This is a genomic window from Pseudomonas fildesensis (genome assembly GCF_001050345.1).
GTDB lineage: Bacteria > Pseudomonadota > Gammaproteobacteria > Pseudomonadales > Pseudomonadaceae > Aquipseudomonas > Aquipseudomonas fildesensis.
Window position 1 is genome coordinate 469015 of record NZ_LFMW01000001.1, and the last position, 14130, is coordinate 483144.

The window sequence follows — 14130 nt, forward strand, 5'->3', positions numbered from 1 at the left end:
TTAGAGCCTAGTCGACAACGGTGGATTGCACAGGGTTCAGACGCAAAGCGGGAGCCGATTGCCAGCTCCCGTGCTGCAACGGCCTACATTTCGATCTGGGTGCCCAGTTCGATCACCCGGTTTACCGGGAGTTTGAAGAAGCGCAGGTTGCCGTTGGCGTTCTTCAACATGAACGCAAACAAACCTTCGCGCCATCGGGCCATGCCTTCGATCTTCGAGGCGATCACCGTTTCGCGGCTGAGGAAGTACGTCGTGCGCATCGGACTGAAATCCAGGTCATCCAAATGGCACAGCTTCAGCGCTTCAGGCACGTCCGGCTCATCGGTAAAACCGAAGTGCAGGATGACGCGGAAGAAACCTTCCCCGTAGGCATCCACCTCGAAGCGCCGTGAGGCAGGTACGCGCGGAATATCTTCATAAACCACCGTCAACAACACCACCTGCTCGTGCAATACCTGGTTATGCAGCAGGTTGTGCAACAGCGCATGGGGCACTGCGTCGGGCCGCGCGGTGAGGAATACCGCCGTGCCCTGGACACGATGGGGCGGCTGTACGCGGATACTGCTGATAAATATCGGCAGCGGCAGGCCGCCCTCGTCGAGACGGTCGACCAGCAATTGCTTGCCGCGCTTCCAGGTGGTCATCAGCACGAACAACACGATCCCCGCCAGCACCGGGAAGGCGCCGCCCTGGATGATCTTCGGCACGTTGGCGGCAAAGAACAGGCCGTCGACCAGCAAGCAGCAGAGCAATAGCGGCACAGCCAGCACCGGAGGCCATTTCCACAACAGCAGCATCACCGCCGCCACCAGGATGGTGGTCATCAGCATGGTGCCGGTCACCGCCACGCCGTAGGCCGACGCCAGCGCGCCGGAGGACTCGAAGCCCAGTACCAGCAGGATTACGCCGACCATCAGCGACCAGTTCACCGCGCCGATATAGATCTGGCCCTGTTCGGCACTCGAGGTGTGCTGGATGTGCATGCGCGGAATGTAACCCAGCTGGATCGCCTGGCGGGTCAACGAGAACGCGCCGGAAATGACCGCCTGGGATGCGATCACCGTGGCCAGTGTGGACAACACCACCAGCGGGATCAGCGCCCAGCTTGGCGCCAACAGGTAGAACGGGTTGCGCGCGGCTTCCGGGTCGCCGAGCAGCATGGCACCCTGGCCGAAATAGTTGAGCACCAGCGCCGGCAGCACGAGGATGAACCAGGCGCGAGCGATGGGTTTGCGACCGAAGTGGCCCATGTCGGCATACAGCGCCTCGGCGCCGGTCAGCGCCAGCACCACCGCGCCAAGGATCGCTACACCGATACCGGGATGGACCATAAAGAAGCGCACGCCCCACACCGGGTTCATCGCATTCAGCACTTCAGGCTGCTGCAGGATGCCGTAGACGCCGAGGGCGCCCAGCACCAGGAACCAGGTGACCATCACCGGGCCGAACAGCTTGCCGATGCGGTCGGTGCCGTGTTTCTGGATCAGGAACAGCGCCACCAGCACCACCAGCGCGATCGGTACCACCCATTTTTCCAGGCCATCGAACGCCAGTTCCAGGCCTTCAATAGCCGACAACACGGAAATCGCCGGGGTGATCATGCTGTCGCCGTAGAACAGCGCCGCGCCGCAAAGGCCGCACACCACCAGGAAGCTGCGCAGCCGCTTACGCGTGCCGGCCGCGCGTCGCGCCAGCGCAGTAAGCGCCATGATGCCGCCCTCGCCCTGGTTGTCGGCGCGCAGCACGAACAGCATATATTTGATCGACACTACCCAGATCAGCGACCAGAAGATCAGCGCCAGGATCCCCAATACGCCGTCATGGTTGACCTGAACCCCATAACCGCCGTTGAACACCTCTTTGAGGGTGTAGAGCGGGCTGGTACCGATATCGCCGTAAACCACCCCGACCGCTGCCACCAGCATGCCTATCGGCTTGGCGTTTGAATGCTCGGCATCCGCTGCCTGACTACTTGCCTGACCCATCAACCACTCCTGCCCTTTGACCTGAGGTCTTTTATAAACAACGCGTCTAAGCTGAACCCAGCATGATGCGCCGTTTTACTTCTCGTAACAGACGTTTTATTGACCCCCGGGTTTCACCCGTGTGCAACGGCGGGAAGCATAGCGCAGCACTCGTCGCATTTCCCTGCATAAAGCTGGTCAAGTGCGTTGCCCGTCGCTAGAATTGCGCACTTTTTGATCAGAGGCGCACCAAGCGCCCGTCCGCAGCCCTGTCGTGCCCGACTGGCGGCGTCATTCAATACCGAGGTTAGACATGTCCACCACCATCGCAAAAGCCAACCCCAAGGTTGGCTTTGTTTCCCTGGGTTGCCCGAAGGCTCTGGTCGACTCCGAACGCATCCTGACGCAATTGCGCATGGAAGGTTATGACGTCGTGTCCACTTACCAGGACGCTGACGTGGTGGTGGTCAACACCTGCGGCTTCATTGACTCGGCCAAGGCGGAGTCCCTGGAAGTGATCGGCGAAGCCATCAAGGAGAACGGCAAGGTCATCGTCACCGGCTGCATGGGTGTCGAAGAAGGCAACATCCGCAAGGTGCACCCGAGCGTGCTGGCCGTGACCGGCCCGCAGCAGTACGAGCAGGTAGTCAATGCCGTGCACCAAGTGGTGCCGCCGCGCCAGGACCACAACCCGCTGATCGACCTGGTGCCGCCGCAAGGTATCAAGCTGACCCCGCGCCACTACGCCTACCTGAAGATTTCCGAAGGCTGCAACCACAGCTGCAGCTTCTGCATCATCCCGTCGATGCGCGGCAAGCTGGTCAGCCGCCCGGTCGGTGATGTGCTGGACGAAGCCCAGCGCCTGGTCAAATCCGGCGTGAAAGAGCTGCTGGTGATCTCCCAGGACACCAGCGCCTATGGCGTCGACGTGAAATACCGCACCGGCTTCTGGAACGGCGCGCCGGTGAAAACCCGCATGACCGAACTCTGCGAAGCCCTCAGCAGCCTGGGCGTGTGGGTGCGCCTGCACTACGTTTACCCGTACCCGCACGTGGATGAGCTGATCCCGTTGATGGCCGCCGGCAAGATCCTGCCGTACCTGGACATCCCGTTCCAGCACGCCAGCCCGAAAGTCCTCAAGGCCATGAAACGCCCAGCCTTCGAAGACAAGACCCTGGCGCGCATCAAGAACTGGCGCGAGATCTGCCCGGAACTGATCATCCGTTCGACCTTTATCGTCGGCTTCCCCGGCGAAACCGAAGAAGACTTCCAGTACCTGCTGGACTGGCTGACCGAAGCCCAACTGGACCGCGTCGGCTGCTTCCAGTACTCGCCGGTGGAAGGTGCTCCGGCCAATCTGCTGGACCTGGCCGTGGTGCCAGATGACGTCAAGCAAGACCGTTGGGATCGCTTCATGGCGCACCAACAGGCCATCAGCTCGGCGCGCCTGCAACTGCGCATCGGCAAGGAAATCGAAGTACTGATCGACGAAGTCGACGAACAGGGCGCGGTTGGCCGCTGCTTCTTCGACGCCCCGGAAATCGACGGTAATGTGTTTATCGACGATGCCAGCGGCTTGAAGCCGGGCGACAAGGTGTGGTGCACCGTGACCGACGCCGACGAGTACGATTTGTGGGCTGAAAAACGCGTCTAAGCTGTAAAAAATTGAAAAAGCCCTGCCTCTGGACAAGATGCGGGGCTTTTTTAGGTCTATCGTTTTGCCCATCAGCACCGATCACCGGCAAGGGGCAGCGGGCATGCGTCAGCATTCGACTATCCACACACCTAAAACCAGCGACTACCCAGAGTTGGCGCGCATCTGGGAGGCCTCGGTGCGGGCCACCCATGTTTTTTTGCCGGACAGTTACATCGTGTTGCTGAAAAACCTGGTGCTGACCCGCTACCTGGATGCCGTCATGCTGATCTGCACCAAGGACTCGCGCCAGCGTATCACCGGGTTTGCCGGGGTGGCGGCGGGCAAGGTCGAGATGCTGTTCATTGACCCGCAGCACCGGGGCCAGGGCCTGGGCCGGCAATTGCTGCGTTATGCGATCGAGTGTATGAATGCCGATCAATTGGACGTCAACGAACAGAACCCGCAGGCCCTGGGGTTTTACTTCAAGCAGGGCTTTGAGGTGATTGGACGCACGGAACATGACGGCTTGGGCCAGCCCTATCCATTGCTGCACCTGCGTCTGCGCCAACAGCAACAAATACGCAGCGGCTGAAACGCCACCGATCATCTGTAGGAGCCGGCAAGCCGGCTCCTACAGATGGATAGGCGTGTTTCAGGTAAATTCGGGTAAAAAGCACCGTGCTGAAATGGGGCCGGGATTAACCGGCTCCAGGCAGGTACAATAGCCGCCCCCTTTTGTTACGGCCCTTGTCATGACTGACCCCATACGCCTCTCCAAACGCCTTATCGAACTGGTCGGTTGCTCCCGTCGGGAGGCTGAGCTGTTTATCGAAGGCGGCTGGGTCTCGGTGGACGGTGAAGTGATCGACGAGCCGCAGTTCAAGGTCACCACCCAAAAGGTCGAGCTGGACCCGGAGGCCAAGGCCACTGCGCCGGAGCCAGTGACCATCCTGCTGCACGCGCCTGTTGGTATGGATGCAGAGACAGCGATGGCCTCGATCAGCGCCGAGACCCTGTCCGAAGAACACCGTTTCAGCAAGCGCCCGCTCAAGGGTCATTTCCTGCGCCTGACCGCCAGCGCCGACCTGCAAGCCAAGGCCAGCGGCCTGTTGGTGTTTACCCAGGACTGGAAGATTCTGCGCAAGTTAACTGCCGATGCCACCAAGATCGAGCAGGAATACGTGGTGGAGGTCGAAGGCGACATGGTTGCCCATGGCCTCAACCGCCTGAATCACGGCCTGACCTACAAAGGCAAAGAGCTGCCGGCGGTGAAAGCCAGCTGGCAGAACGAAAACCGCCTGCGCTTTGCGATGAAAAACCCGCAGCCGGGAGTAATCGCCTTGTTCTGCGAAGCCGTTGGCCTGAAGGTCATTGCCATCCGTCGCATCCGCATTGGCGGCGTGTCCATCGGCAAGGTGCCGGTCGGCCAATGGCGTTACCTGTCCGGCAAAGAGAAGTTCTAAGCCGCTACCCCTTTTTTCGACACCGCCTGATTGGGCGGTGTCCACCGTTGAAAACCAGGATTGCCCATCATGATTCACAACGACGTACTGCGTAGCGTGCGCTACATGCTCGACATCAGCGACAACAAGATGGTCGAGCTGATCAAACTCGGCGGCATGGACGTAACCAAGGAAGACCTGCTGACTTACCTCAAGAAAGACGAGGAAGAAGGCTTTGTGTTCTGCCCGGATGACGTCATGGCCCATTTCCTCGATGGCCTGGTGATCTTCAAGCGCGGAAAGGACGAAAGCCGTCCGCCGCAGCCGATCGAAACCCCGGTGACCAACAACATCATCCTCAAGAAACTGCGTGTGGCCTTCGAACTGAAGGAAGACGACATGCACGCGATCCTCAAGGCCTCTGAGTTCCCGGTGTCCAAACCGGAGCTGAGCGCGCTGTTCCGCAAGTTCGGCCATACCAACTACCGCACCTGTGGCGACCAGTTGCTGCGCAACTTCCTCAAGGGCCTGACGCTGCGCGTCAGAGCTTAATCCGCAGCCACAAGCGCAAAGCTGCAAGTTAGAAGCTTGCGGCTTGTAGCTTGCAACTTGAGGCTCCAGAAATGGCCTACCAAGTCTCGCCCGTCGGCTTCGTGCGCTCCTGCTTCAAGGAGAAGTTCGCTATCCCGCGCCAGCCACAACTGGCGCCTGCCGCCCGGGGCGTGCTGGAGCTGGTGGCGCCGTTCGACCAGGGTGAGGCGGTGCAGGGCCTGGAACAGGTCAGCCATGTCTGGCTGTTGTTCCTGTTCCACCAGGCCCTGGAAGACAAGCCCCGCCTGAAAGTGCGCCCGCCGCGCCTCGGCGGCAACACGTCCATGGGCGTGTTTGCCACCCGCGCGACCCACCGGCCCAATGGCATCGGCCAGTCAGTGGTGAAGCTGGACAAGGTCGAGCCGGGGAAGTTGTGGATTTCCGGGATTGACCTGCTCGATGGCACCCCGGTGTTGGATATCAAGCCGTATGTGCCGTATGCCGACATTATCGACACCGCTACCAACAACATCGCCAGCGCTGCGCCGCAGCTGATTCCGGTGCAGTGGCTGAAGTCTGCCCTGCACCAGGCACAAGGCCACGCTCAGCGCCTTGACGAGCCGTTGGTCGCATTGATCGACCAATGCCTGGCACAAGACCCACGGCCGGCTTATCAAACGCCTGGGCCTGAGCGCGAATATGGCGCGCAGTTCTGGGATGTGGATGTGCGTTGGCACTACCCGGAGGCGGGGATGATTTGTGTGTTGGAAGTGGTTCCGGCGAAGTAAACCGGAAACCAAATGTGGGAGGGGGCTTGCTCCCGATAGCGCACTGACCGTCAGCACATGTATTGGCTGATCAACCGCTATCGGGAGCAAGCCCCCTCCCACATATTTTTTTACCGCGTTTATTTCTCGACGAAGGCACGCTCGATCAAGTAATCACCCGGCTCACGCATCCGTGGCGAGACTTTAAGGCCGAAGCTGTTCAACACTTCGCTGGTCTCGTCCAACATGCTTGGGCTGCCGCACAGCATGGCACGGTCGTCTTCAGGGTTGATCGGTGGCAGGCCGATGTCGGTGAACAGCTTGCCGCTGCGCATCAGGTCGGTCAGGCGGCCTTCGTTTTCGAACGGCTCGCGGGTTACGGTCGGGTAGTAGATCAGTTTGTCACGCAGTGCCTCGCCGAAGAACTCGTTCTGCGGCAGGTGCTCGGTGATGAACTCACGGTAGGCGACTTCGTTGACGTAGCGCACGCCGTGGCACAGGATCACTTTTTCGAAACGCTCGTAGGTTTCCGGATCCTGGATCACGCTCATGAAGGGCGCCAAGCCAGTACCGGTGCTGAGCAGGTACAGGTGTTTGCCCGGCTTCAAATCGTCAAGCACCAGAGTGCCTGTCGGTTTTTTGCTGATGATGATCTCGTCGCCTTCCTTCAAGTGCTGCAATTGGGAAGTCAGCGGGCCATCGGGCACCTTGATGCTGAAGAACTCCAAATGCTCTTCCCAGTTCGGGCTGGCAATGGAGTAAGCGCGCATGAGCGGGCGGCCGTTGGGCTGTTGCAGGCCGATCATCACGAACTGACCGTTCTCGAAGCGCAGGCCCGGATCACGGGTGCACTTGAAGCTGAACAGCGTGTCGTTCCAGTGATGAACACTGAGGACACGTTCGTGGTTCATGTTGCTCATGTACGGGGAACTCCTGGAAATGGGTCTGCGCCAACTGATAGCTGCGCAATTGCACAGTATTCTAATGGCGGCGACAATATCTGTTAACTGGATTATTAAGATAAGGGTTATCGGTTATATCGATATGCGATTTACTCTCCGTCAACTGCAAGTTTTCGTCGCCGTCGCCCAGCAGGAAAGCGTCTCGCGCGCTGCTGGCCTTCTGGCCCTATCTCAATCCGCAGCCAGTACCTCGATTACCGAGCTGGAGCGTCAATCCAGCTGCCAATTATTTGATCGTGCCGGTAAACGCCTGAGCCTCAACGCCCTCGGGCGTCAGCTGTTGCCGCAGGCGGTGGCGCTGCTGGACCAGGCCAAGGAGATCGAGGACCTGCTCAATGGCAAGTCCGGTTTCGGCTCCCTGGCGGTCGGCGCCACCCTGACCATCGGCAATTACCTGGCCACGCTGCTGATCGGCAGCTTCATGCAGCAGCACCCCGAAAGCCAGGTAAAGCTGCATGTGCAGAACACTGCGCATATCGTGCACCAAGTGGCGCATTACGAAATTGACCTGGGTCTAATCGAAGGCGACTGCAGCCACCCGGATATCGAGGTGCAAACCTGGGTGGAAGATGAACTGGTAGTGTTTTGCGCACCGCAGCATCATCTGGCCAAGCGTGGCGTCGCCACCATGGACGAATTGACCCATGAAGCGTGGATCCTGCGGGAACAAGGCTCGGGCACACGCCTGACGTTTGACCAGGCGATGCGACATCACCGCAGCGCGCTGAACATCCGCCTGGAGCTGGAACACACCGAAGCGATCAAGCGTGCAGTGGAGTCGGGGCTGGGGATTGGCTGCATTTCGCGCCTGGCGCTGCGCGATGCGTTCCGCCGTGGCAGTTTGGTACCGGTGGAAACCCCGGACCTGGACCTGGCCCGGCAGTTCTACTTCATCTGGCATAAACAAAAGTACCAGACCTCGGCAATGCGCGAGTTCCTGGAACTGTGCCGCGCCTTCACCGCAGGGGTTCAGCGCAGCGACGAGATCGTGCTGCCGAGCATCGCCTGATCCTTAGATCAGGATCACGGCCCACACCAGGGTGATCATGGTCAGCGCCACGAATTGCGCGGCGCTGCCCATGTCCTTGGCGTTTTTCGACAGGGGATGACGATCCAGGGAAATCCGGTCGATGGCCGCTTCCACTGCCGAATTGAGCAACTCGACGATCAGCGCCAGCAGGCACACTGCAATCAGCAGCGCCCGCTCGACTCGGCTGACGTGCAGGAAAAAGCTCAGGGGGATCAGGATGACGTTCAGCAACACCAACTGACGGAACGCCGCCTCGCCGGTGAAGGCCGCGCGCAGGCCATCCAGGGAATAGCCCCCTGCATTGAAGATACGTTTGATACCGGTTTGACCCTTGAAAGGCGACATAGACGTAGGCAACTGAACCAAAGAAGTGGGGAAACTAGATCACGCAAAGTCAAAAAAGCGTGAATCGGTTACATTTTAATGATGCGAAATTGACTCAAGTTGTTGCAAGAGCAGCGCCGCCTGGGTGCGCGTACGCACATTCAGCTTGCGGAAAATCGCCGTTACGTGGGCCTTGATGGTCGCTTCCGACACACTCAGCTCGTAGGCAATCTGCTTGTTCAGCAGGCCTTCGCAAACCATGGTCAACACTCGGAACTGCTGGGGCGTGAGGCTGGCCAGACCATCGCGGGCGGCCTTGGCTTCGTCGGACACGTTGATTTCTTCAAACGCCTGCGGCGGCCAGGACACATCGCCATCCAACACCGTGCGCACGGCTTTCTGGATGTCTTCCATCGAACTGGACTTGGGAATGAAGCCGCTGGCGCCAAACTCCTTGGAGCGCACCACTATGTCAGCTTCTTCCTGGGCCGAGACCATCACCACCGGGATCTGCGGGTATTGCCCACGCAACAGCACCAACCCAGAGAAACCATAGGCGCCAGGCATGTTCAGGTCGAGGAGTACCAGGTCCCAGTCGGATTTTTCGGTAAGGCGGGTTTCCAGCTCGGCAATGCTGGCCACTTCGACCAGGCGGACATCCGGGCCAAGGCCCAGGGTTACGGCCTGATGCAGCGCACTGCGAAACAGCGGATGGTCATCGGCTATCAGGATTTCGTATGTGGCCATTGATTAAATGATCCTGTTTTTATGGCAGCCCTGATGGGTTCAGGGTTAGCCAGTACACAAGGCGACGGCCAGGCAGCCATCGCCACAGGGCAAGCTCAACGTCAAAAGCACCTGAAACGACGTCGAAAATTCACGGTTGTGCCCCAATCGGCGCCCAGCATGCCCAGCGTAGGCTGGGGGGTCAAGCACTACGCCCGTGGGCATTTTGGCGGCGTGCGAGTTTGCGGTGCCATCATGCAAACGTCGTCTGGTTATAGCCCAGGTATAGAGGGAGCAAGACGAGTATGGACGACGTCAGCCAGGTCCAGCGGTTGCTGGAACTTGGCGGCCAGGTAATGAGTGCTGAACACGTCGAGGTAAGCATCCAGCACTTCGCTGGCGGCTTGGTCACCGGCCAGCTCCAGGCACAGCGCTGCCACTTCGGCGGTGCAGAAATGGTCATCACGTTTTGAACGACGCAGCTTGTAGCGCGACAGTTGTTCCGGTGCCAGGCTCAGTACCGGCAGGTGCTCCAGATATGGGCTTTTGCGAAACATTTTGCGCGCTTCGCTCCAAGTACCGTCCAGCAGGATAAACAGCGGACGCTTGCCCTCCTCCACGCTTACTTGGCTGACGACCCGTTCAGGCACCACGAATTCGCCGGGGAACACGATATACGGTTGCCATTGAGGGTCAGCGAGCAAGGTGAGCAAGTCGGGGTCCACCTCAGTGCGCGACCAGGCGAACGCCGTGGTGTCGTCGATGACATCGGCGATCAGCCAGCCGGTGTTGCTGGGTTTCATCGGTTCGACGTCATGCATCAGTAGGCACATGGCGGACTTGGCCTCGACCTTGGGCCGCCAGGCGCACAGACAGTATTGCGGAATGACCCGGCAGCCGGCGCAGCGTTCGGCACGCGAGCCACGGTTGACGAACGGCTTGATCGCGCGCGCCAGGCGCTGGGTGCGCAGGCGGGAAACGGCGTGGCTCATCGGATGCGCCATTGGGACAGGTAGATCGGCACTGAGAAAACTCGTGGGGGCTTAAGTGGCCGCAGTTTACCAGAGCCACACGCTCTTCCATCGATACGCCTGGCTGTAGTGGCAAGGGGTCACCTATAATCGCGCGCCACTGAACGCACAGCGCAGTGGCTGGTCTATGCACCAGTAACCGAATCAGGAGAGTTTCATGCTGCGTTCCATGCTGCGTCTTGTCGCCCCATCCGTCGCCCTTGCGCTGGTCTTGCCTGTAGGCGCCCAAGCGGCCTCGCTGCTGGAGGCCCAATTGAACAAGAAGCTGCAAAGCGTCGCGGCCGAAAGCAACAAGGACCTGCCACGGGAAATCGACGAAAAAACCCTGGAAGTGGCCTATACCGTCGAGGGCTTGCAACTGATCGATCACCTCAGCGTACTGCCTGATCGCGCCGAACAGATGCGCGCCAACCCCAAAGCTGTTTACTTCCAGCTGGGCCAAAGCGTGTGCCTGAACAAGGGCTATCGCGAGTTGATGGCAAAGGGCGCCGTCATGCGCTATGAAATTACCGAGAACAAGACCAACCGCCCGGTGGCATCGGTGAAATTCGTGGAAGCGGATTGCCCGGCACCGGCTGCACCGAAGAAGAAAAAGTAAACCCTGCCTGACCCTCGCGCGCTGCTGTCCAGTGGCGCGCACTTGCACCGCTTCAATTTCCCGCCGACGACTAAACCGCTTGATGAGTGACCAATAAGCGGTTGCCAGCCAAGGGTTTTTCGGCCCATGATCGAGTCATTCCTGCTGCGCGTTCACAACGACTTTTACGCCGTTCTGTAACACTTTCAGAGCAAAAGAGGATTGCCCTCCAGCGACTCGCAGCGCAAAGGTTTCCACATCACAAGGAACAGACAGAGCTCGCTTTGCCGCTTGGCGAACATCGTGCAATGCCTTGGGCATGCAGCGGCACATGCAGTGTCGTGGCCCCGGACGAATTTCTCGCCGTTGACCCAGGCTCTGTGAAGAAGGAGAAGTTGAATGCCTTACGAACCGAATGACCACCTGCTTCGGCATTTCGAAGAAAACGGAGCCGACCTCGCGCAGCAGGTCGAAGCTCAGCTCCAGTTGATTGCGCCCAACAGCCCGAATATCCCGCTTTATCGCGACATGATCCTCACTGTCCTGCGCATGGCTCAGGACGACCGTAACCGCTGGAACGCCAAGATCACTTTGCAGGCGATCCGCGAACTGGACCACGCCTTCCGCGTACTGGAACAGTTCAAGGGGCGGCGCAAGGTCACCGTGTTCGGCTCAGCCCGAACGCCGGCCGAAAGCCCGCTGTATGCGCTGGCCCGGGAAGTGGGTGCGGCGCTGGCACGCTCAGACCTGATGGTGATTACCGGCGGCGGTGGCGGCATTATGGCTGCGGCCCACGAAGGCGCGGGCCTGGAACACAGCCTGGGGTTCAATATCACCCTGCCGTTTGAACAGCACGCCAACCCGACCATCGATGGCACCGAGAACCTGCTGTCCTTCCACTTCTTCTTTACCCGCAAACTGTTCTTCGTCAAGGAAGCCGATGCGCTGGTGCTGTGCCCGGGAGGTTTTGGCACGCTGGATGAAGCGCTGGAAGTGCTGACGCTGATCCAGACCGGCAAGAGCCCGCTGGTGCCGGTAGTACTGCTGGATGCGCCAGGCGGCGGTTTCTGGCAAGGCGCCCTGGACTTCATTCGCAACCAACTGGAAGCCAATCGCTATATCCTGCCCACCGACCTCAAGCTTATACGCCTGGTGTATAGCGCCGAAGAAGCGGTGGACGAGATCAACCAGTTCTATGCCAACTTCCATTCCACGCGCTGGTTGAAGCGCGAGTTCGTGGTGCGCATGAATCACCCGCTCAGCGATCGCGCCTTGGCCCACTTGCAGAAAGAGTTCGCCAGCCTTCGGCTGAGTGGGGACTTTCAGCAGCTTGCCTATTCAGGCGAGGACCATGATGAGCCGAGCTTCAGCCATTTGACGCGGTTGGTGTTCAACTTCAACGGGCGCGATCAGGGCCGGCTGCGAGAGTTGGTGGACTACATCAACTTGCCGGAGAATTGGGCACAGGCTCAGGGGAAGGCCCAGCAGCGGGTGGCGCCAGAGCCGGCGTAAATCCTGAAACGCAAAAAGGCCCGCTATTTTCATAGCGGGCCTTTTTTGTTTTGCATTACTCAGTCGTCCATACTTCGGCCGCTGAATAAGCGGCTGATCATTTCCATCGAAAACCCGCGATAACTCAGGAAGCGCCCCTGTTTCGCGCGCTCCTTGGCATCTATTGGGAGATGCCCAGAGAACTTGCGACGCCAAGTCTCTTCCAACTGCGACTGCCAACTAATCCCACACTCACGCAAGGCAAGGTCGATATCGGCACGTTGCAGGCCGCGCTGGCTGAGTTCTTCACGAATTCGCGCAGGGCCGTGGCCGGAGCGCGCTCGATAGGAAACAAAACTTTCGAGGTAACGGGATTCCGACAGCAGCCCCTCTTCCGTCAAACGGTCGAGGGCAGCATCAATCATCTCGGGCTCCGCGCCGCGCTGACGCAGTTTACGCGTCAGCTCGACTCGACCATGCTCGCGGCGAGCGAGCAGGTCCATTGCAGTGCGCCGAACAGCGACGAGTGTATCCAGTACAACAGTCATCGTTTGCTTCAGATATCAGTGTCGGCTTCTTCTACTTCTTCAACCGGCTCACGGTTGGCTGCAGCTTTCACGTCGGGGGCTGGGGTCAGCAGCTTGTCGCGAATCTGCTTCTCAAGCGTGGCGGCGATGTCCGGATTATCCGCCAGGAACTTGGCCGAGTTGGCCTTGCCCTGACCGATCTTGCTGCCGTTGTAGGCATACCAGGCACCGGACTTCTCGACAAACCCGTGCAGTACGCCTAGGTCGATCATCTCGCCGTTCAGGTAGATACCCTTGCCGTAGAGGATCTGGAACTCAGCCTGACGGAATGGCGGGGCCACTTTGTTCTTCACGACTTTAACGCGAGTTTCGCTACCGACAACCTCGTCACCTTCCTTCACCGCGCCAGTACGGCGGATATCCAGACGGACCGAAGCGTAGAACTTCAGCGCGTTACCACCGGTGGTGGTTTCCGGGCTGCCGAACATCACGCCGATCTTCATACGGATCTGGTTGATGAAAATCACCAGGCAGTTGGCGTTCTTGATGTTACCGGTGATTTTACGCAGCGCCTGGGACATCAGACGGGCTTGTAGGCCCACGTGCATGTCACCCATTTCGCCTTCGATTTCAGCTTTCGGTACCAGGGCTGCCACGGAGTCGACCACGATCACGTCGATGGCGTTGGAGCGCACCAGCATGTCAGTGATTTCCAGCGCTTGCTCACCGGTGTCCGGCTGGGAAACCAGCAGGTCGTCAACGTTGACGCCCAGCTTGCCGGCGTATTCAGGATCGAGGGCGTGCTCGGCGTCGACGAACGCGCAGGTGGCGCCCATTTTTTGAGCCTGGGCAATCACCGACAGGGTCAAGGTGGTTTTACCTGAAGATTCAGGACCGTAGATTTCAACGATACGGCCTTTTGGCAGGCCGCCAATGCCGAGCGCGATGTCCAGACCCAGAGAGCCAGTGGAAATAGCCGGGATCGCCTGACGGTCGTGATCGCCCATACGCATTACGGCACCCTTGCCGAATTGACGTTCGATCTGACCCAGGGCCGCAGCCAAGGCTTTCTTCTTGTTGTCGTCCATTAAAGTCCTCACGTAATCAATAAGGCCTGGCGGC

At 59.4% G+C, this 14130-nt stretch carries 16 protein-coding genes; 8 read left to right on the forward strand and 8 right to left on the reverse strand.

The annotated features are described in order from the left end of the window. Positions 1-83: 83 nt before the first annotated feature. Positions 84-1985, reverse strand: coding sequence for a potassium transporter Kup (locus ACR52_RS02295; RefSeq protein WP_048720063.1), 1902 nt, complete (start codon positions 1983-1985; stop codon positions 84-86). A 292-nt stretch (positions 1986-2277) separates the two neighbouring features. Here ACR52_RS02295 and rimO point away from each other — a divergent pair, with 292 nt between their 5' ends. From rimO to tsaA, 5 genes are all read left to right on the forward strand, one after another. Then, entirely contained in the window at positions 2278-3618 is a 1341-nt protein-coding gene (rimO, locus tag ACR52_RS02300; protein WP_048720064.1) for a 30S ribosomal protein S12 methylthiotransferase RimO, read from the forward strand. Between the two features lie 103 nt (positions 3619-3721). After that, positions 3722-4192: a GNAT family N-acetyltransferase gene (locus tag ACR52_RS02305; RefSeq protein WP_048720066.1), complete on the forward strand. Its 471-nt coding sequence runs from the start codon at positions 3722-3724 to the stop codon at positions 4190-4192. Positions 4193-4352: 160 nt separating this feature from the next. Beyond that, positions 4353-5063, forward strand: a complete 711-nt coding sequence (locus ACR52_RS02310; protein ID WP_048720068.1) for an rRNA pseudouridine synthase — start codon at positions 4353-4355, stop codon at positions 5061-5063. 69 nt (positions 5064-5132) lie between these two features. Further along, positions 5133-5594, forward strand: coding sequence for a YehS family protein (locus ACR52_RS02315; RefSeq protein WP_048720070.1), 462 nt, complete (start codon positions 5133-5135; stop codon positions 5592-5594). A gap of 71 nt (positions 5595-5665) precedes the next feature. Continuing rightward, a complete protein-coding gene (tsaA, locus tag ACR52_RS02320; protein WP_048720072.1) occupies positions 5666-6361 on the forward strand; it encodes a tRNA (N6-threonylcarbamoyladenosine(37)-N6)-methyltransferase TrmO in 696 nt (231 codons plus the stop codon). A 119-nt stretch (positions 6362-6480) separates the two neighbouring features. On the opposite strand, the gene fpr is transcribed toward tsaA, so the two are convergent. Beyond that, positions 6481-7260 carry a ferredoxin-NADP reductase gene (gene fpr / locus ACR52_RS02325; RefSeq protein WP_003231344.1) on the reverse strand — a complete coding sequence of 260 codons (780 nt, stop codon included), beginning with the start codon at positions 7258-7260 and terminating at the stop codon, positions 6481-6483. A 124-nt stretch (positions 7261-7384) separates the two neighbouring features. On the opposite strand from fpr, the gene ACR52_RS02330 reads away from it, so the two are divergent. Next, a complete protein-coding gene (locus ACR52_RS02330; RefSeq protein ID WP_048720074.1) occupies positions 7385-8311 on the forward strand; it encodes a LysR family transcriptional regulator in 927 nt (308 codons plus the stop codon). A 3-nt stretch (positions 8312-8314) separates the two neighbouring features. Here the strand turns inward: ACR52_RS02330 and ACR52_RS02335 are convergent, their stop codons facing one another. From ACR52_RS02335 to ACR52_RS02345, 3 genes are all read right to left on the reverse strand, one after another. Next, on the reverse strand, positions 8315-8677 hold the full coding sequence (locus tag ACR52_RS02335) for a diacylglycerol kinase (protein ID WP_017137081.1): 363 nt from the start codon (positions 8675-8677) through the stop codon (positions 8315-8317). Between the two features lie 75 nt (positions 8678-8752). Then, complete coding sequence (gene erdR, locus ACR52_RS02340) at positions 8753-9403, reverse strand: response regulator transcription factor ErdR (RefSeq protein WP_048720076.1); 651 nt, start codon at positions 9401-9403, stop codon at positions 8753-8755. Positions 9404-9654: 251 nt separating this feature from the next. Then, the gene (locus tag ACR52_RS02345) at positions 9655-10374 is read right to left on the reverse strand and encodes a tRNA-uridine aminocarboxypropyltransferase (protein WP_048720078.1); all 720 of its coding nucleotides are present in this window, start codon (positions 10372-10374) and stop codon (positions 9655-9657) included. Between the two features lie 196 nt (positions 10375-10570). On the opposite strand from ACR52_RS02345, the gene ACR52_RS02350 reads away from it, so the two are divergent. Then, positions 10571-11011, forward strand: a complete 441-nt coding sequence (locus ACR52_RS02350; RefSeq protein WP_048720080.1) for a PA3611 family quorum-sensing-regulated virulence factor — start codon at positions 10571-10573, stop codon at positions 11009-11011. A gap of 135 nt (positions 11012-11146) precedes the next feature. Here the strand turns inward: ACR52_RS02350 and ACR52_RS30755 are convergent, their stop codons facing one another. After that, positions 11147-11311, reverse strand: coding sequence for a hypothetical protein (locus ACR52_RS30755; protein WP_161799282.1), 165 nt, complete (start codon positions 11309-11311; stop codon positions 11147-11149). A gap of 78 nt (positions 11312-11389) precedes the next feature. Here ACR52_RS30755 and ACR52_RS02355 point away from each other — a divergent pair, with 78 nt between their 5' ends. Continuing rightward, positions 11390-12502 carry an LOG family protein gene (locus ACR52_RS02355; RefSeq protein ID WP_048720082.1) on the forward strand — a complete coding sequence of 371 codons (1113 nt, stop codon included), beginning with the start codon at positions 11390-11392 and terminating at the stop codon, positions 12500-12502. Positions 12503-12561: 59 nt separating this feature from the next. Here the strand turns inward: ACR52_RS02355 and recX are convergent, their stop codons facing one another. After that, entirely contained in the window at positions 12562-13029 is a 468-nt protein-coding gene (recX, locus tag ACR52_RS02360) for a recombination regulator RecX (protein ID WP_048720083.1), read from the reverse strand. A gap of 8 nt (positions 13030-13037) precedes the next feature. Further along, entirely contained in the window at positions 13038-14096 is a 1059-nt protein-coding gene (recA, locus tag ACR52_RS02365; protein WP_048720087.1) for a recombinase RecA, read from the reverse strand. Between the last annotated feature and the right edge of the window lie 34 nt (positions 14097-14130).

Bases quoted from the DNA above. Each gene is read 5' to 3' on its own strand.
- ACR52_RS02305 (WP_048720066.1), top strand. From the start codon at position 3,722: ATGCGTCAGCATTCGACTATCCACACACCTAAAACCAGCGACTACCCA.
- ACR52_RS02345 (WP_048720078.1), bottom strand. From the start codon at position 10,374: ATGAGCCACGCCGTTTCCCGCCTGCGCACCCAGCGCCTGGCGCGCGCG.
- fpr (WP_003231344.1), bottom strand. From the start codon at position 7,260: ATGAGCAACATGAACCACGAACGTGTCCTCAGTGTTCATCACTGGAAC.
- ACR52_RS02310 (WP_048720068.1), top strand. From the start codon at position 4,353: ATGACTGACCCCATACGCCTCTCCAAACGCCTTATCGAACTGGTCGGT.
- ACR52_RS02350 (WP_048720080.1), top strand. From the start codon at position 10,571: ATGCTGCGTTCCATGCTGCGTCTTGTCGCCCCATCCGTCGCCCTTGCG.
- tsaA (WP_048720072.1), top strand. From the start codon at position 5,666: ATGGCCTACCAAGTCTCGCCCGTCGGCTTCGTGCGCTCCTGCTTCAAG.
- recX (WP_048720083.1), bottom strand. From the start codon at position 13,029: ATGACTGTTGTACTGGATACACTCGTCGCTGTTCGGCGCACTGCAATG.
- ACR52_RS02330 (WP_048720074.1), top strand. From the start codon at position 7,385: ATGCGATTTACTCTCCGTCAACTGCAAGTTTTCGTCGCCGTCGCCCAG.
- ACR52_RS02295 (WP_048720063.1), bottom strand. From the start codon at position 1,985: ATGGGTCAGGCAAGTAGTCAGGCAGCGGATGCCGAGCATTCAAACGCC.
- recA (WP_048720087.1), bottom strand. From the start codon at position 14,096: ATGGACGACAACAAGAAGAAAGCCTTGGCTGCGGCCCTGGGTCAGATC.
- ACR52_RS02335 (WP_017137081.1), bottom strand. From the start codon at position 8,677: ATGTCGCCTTTCAAGGGTCAAACCGGTATCAAACGTATCTTCAATGCA.
- ACR52_RS30755 (WP_161799282.1), bottom strand. From the start codon at position 11,311: ATGCCCAAGGCATTGCACGATGTTCGCCAAGCGGCAAAGCGAGCTCTG.
- ACR52_RS02315 (WP_048720070.1), top strand. From the start codon at position 5,133: ATGATTCACAACGACGTACTGCGTAGCGTGCGCTACATGCTCGACATC.
- erdR (WP_048720076.1), bottom strand. From the start codon at position 9,403: ATGGCCACATACGAAATCCTGATAGCCGATGACCATCCGCTGTTTCGC.
- ACR52_RS02355 (WP_048720082.1), top strand. From the start codon at position 11,390: ATGCCTTACGAACCGAATGACCACCTGCTTCGGCATTTCGAAGAAAAC.
- rimO (WP_048720064.1), top strand. From the start codon at position 2,278: ATGTCCACCACCATCGCAAAAGCCAACCCCAAGGTTGGCTTTGTTTCC.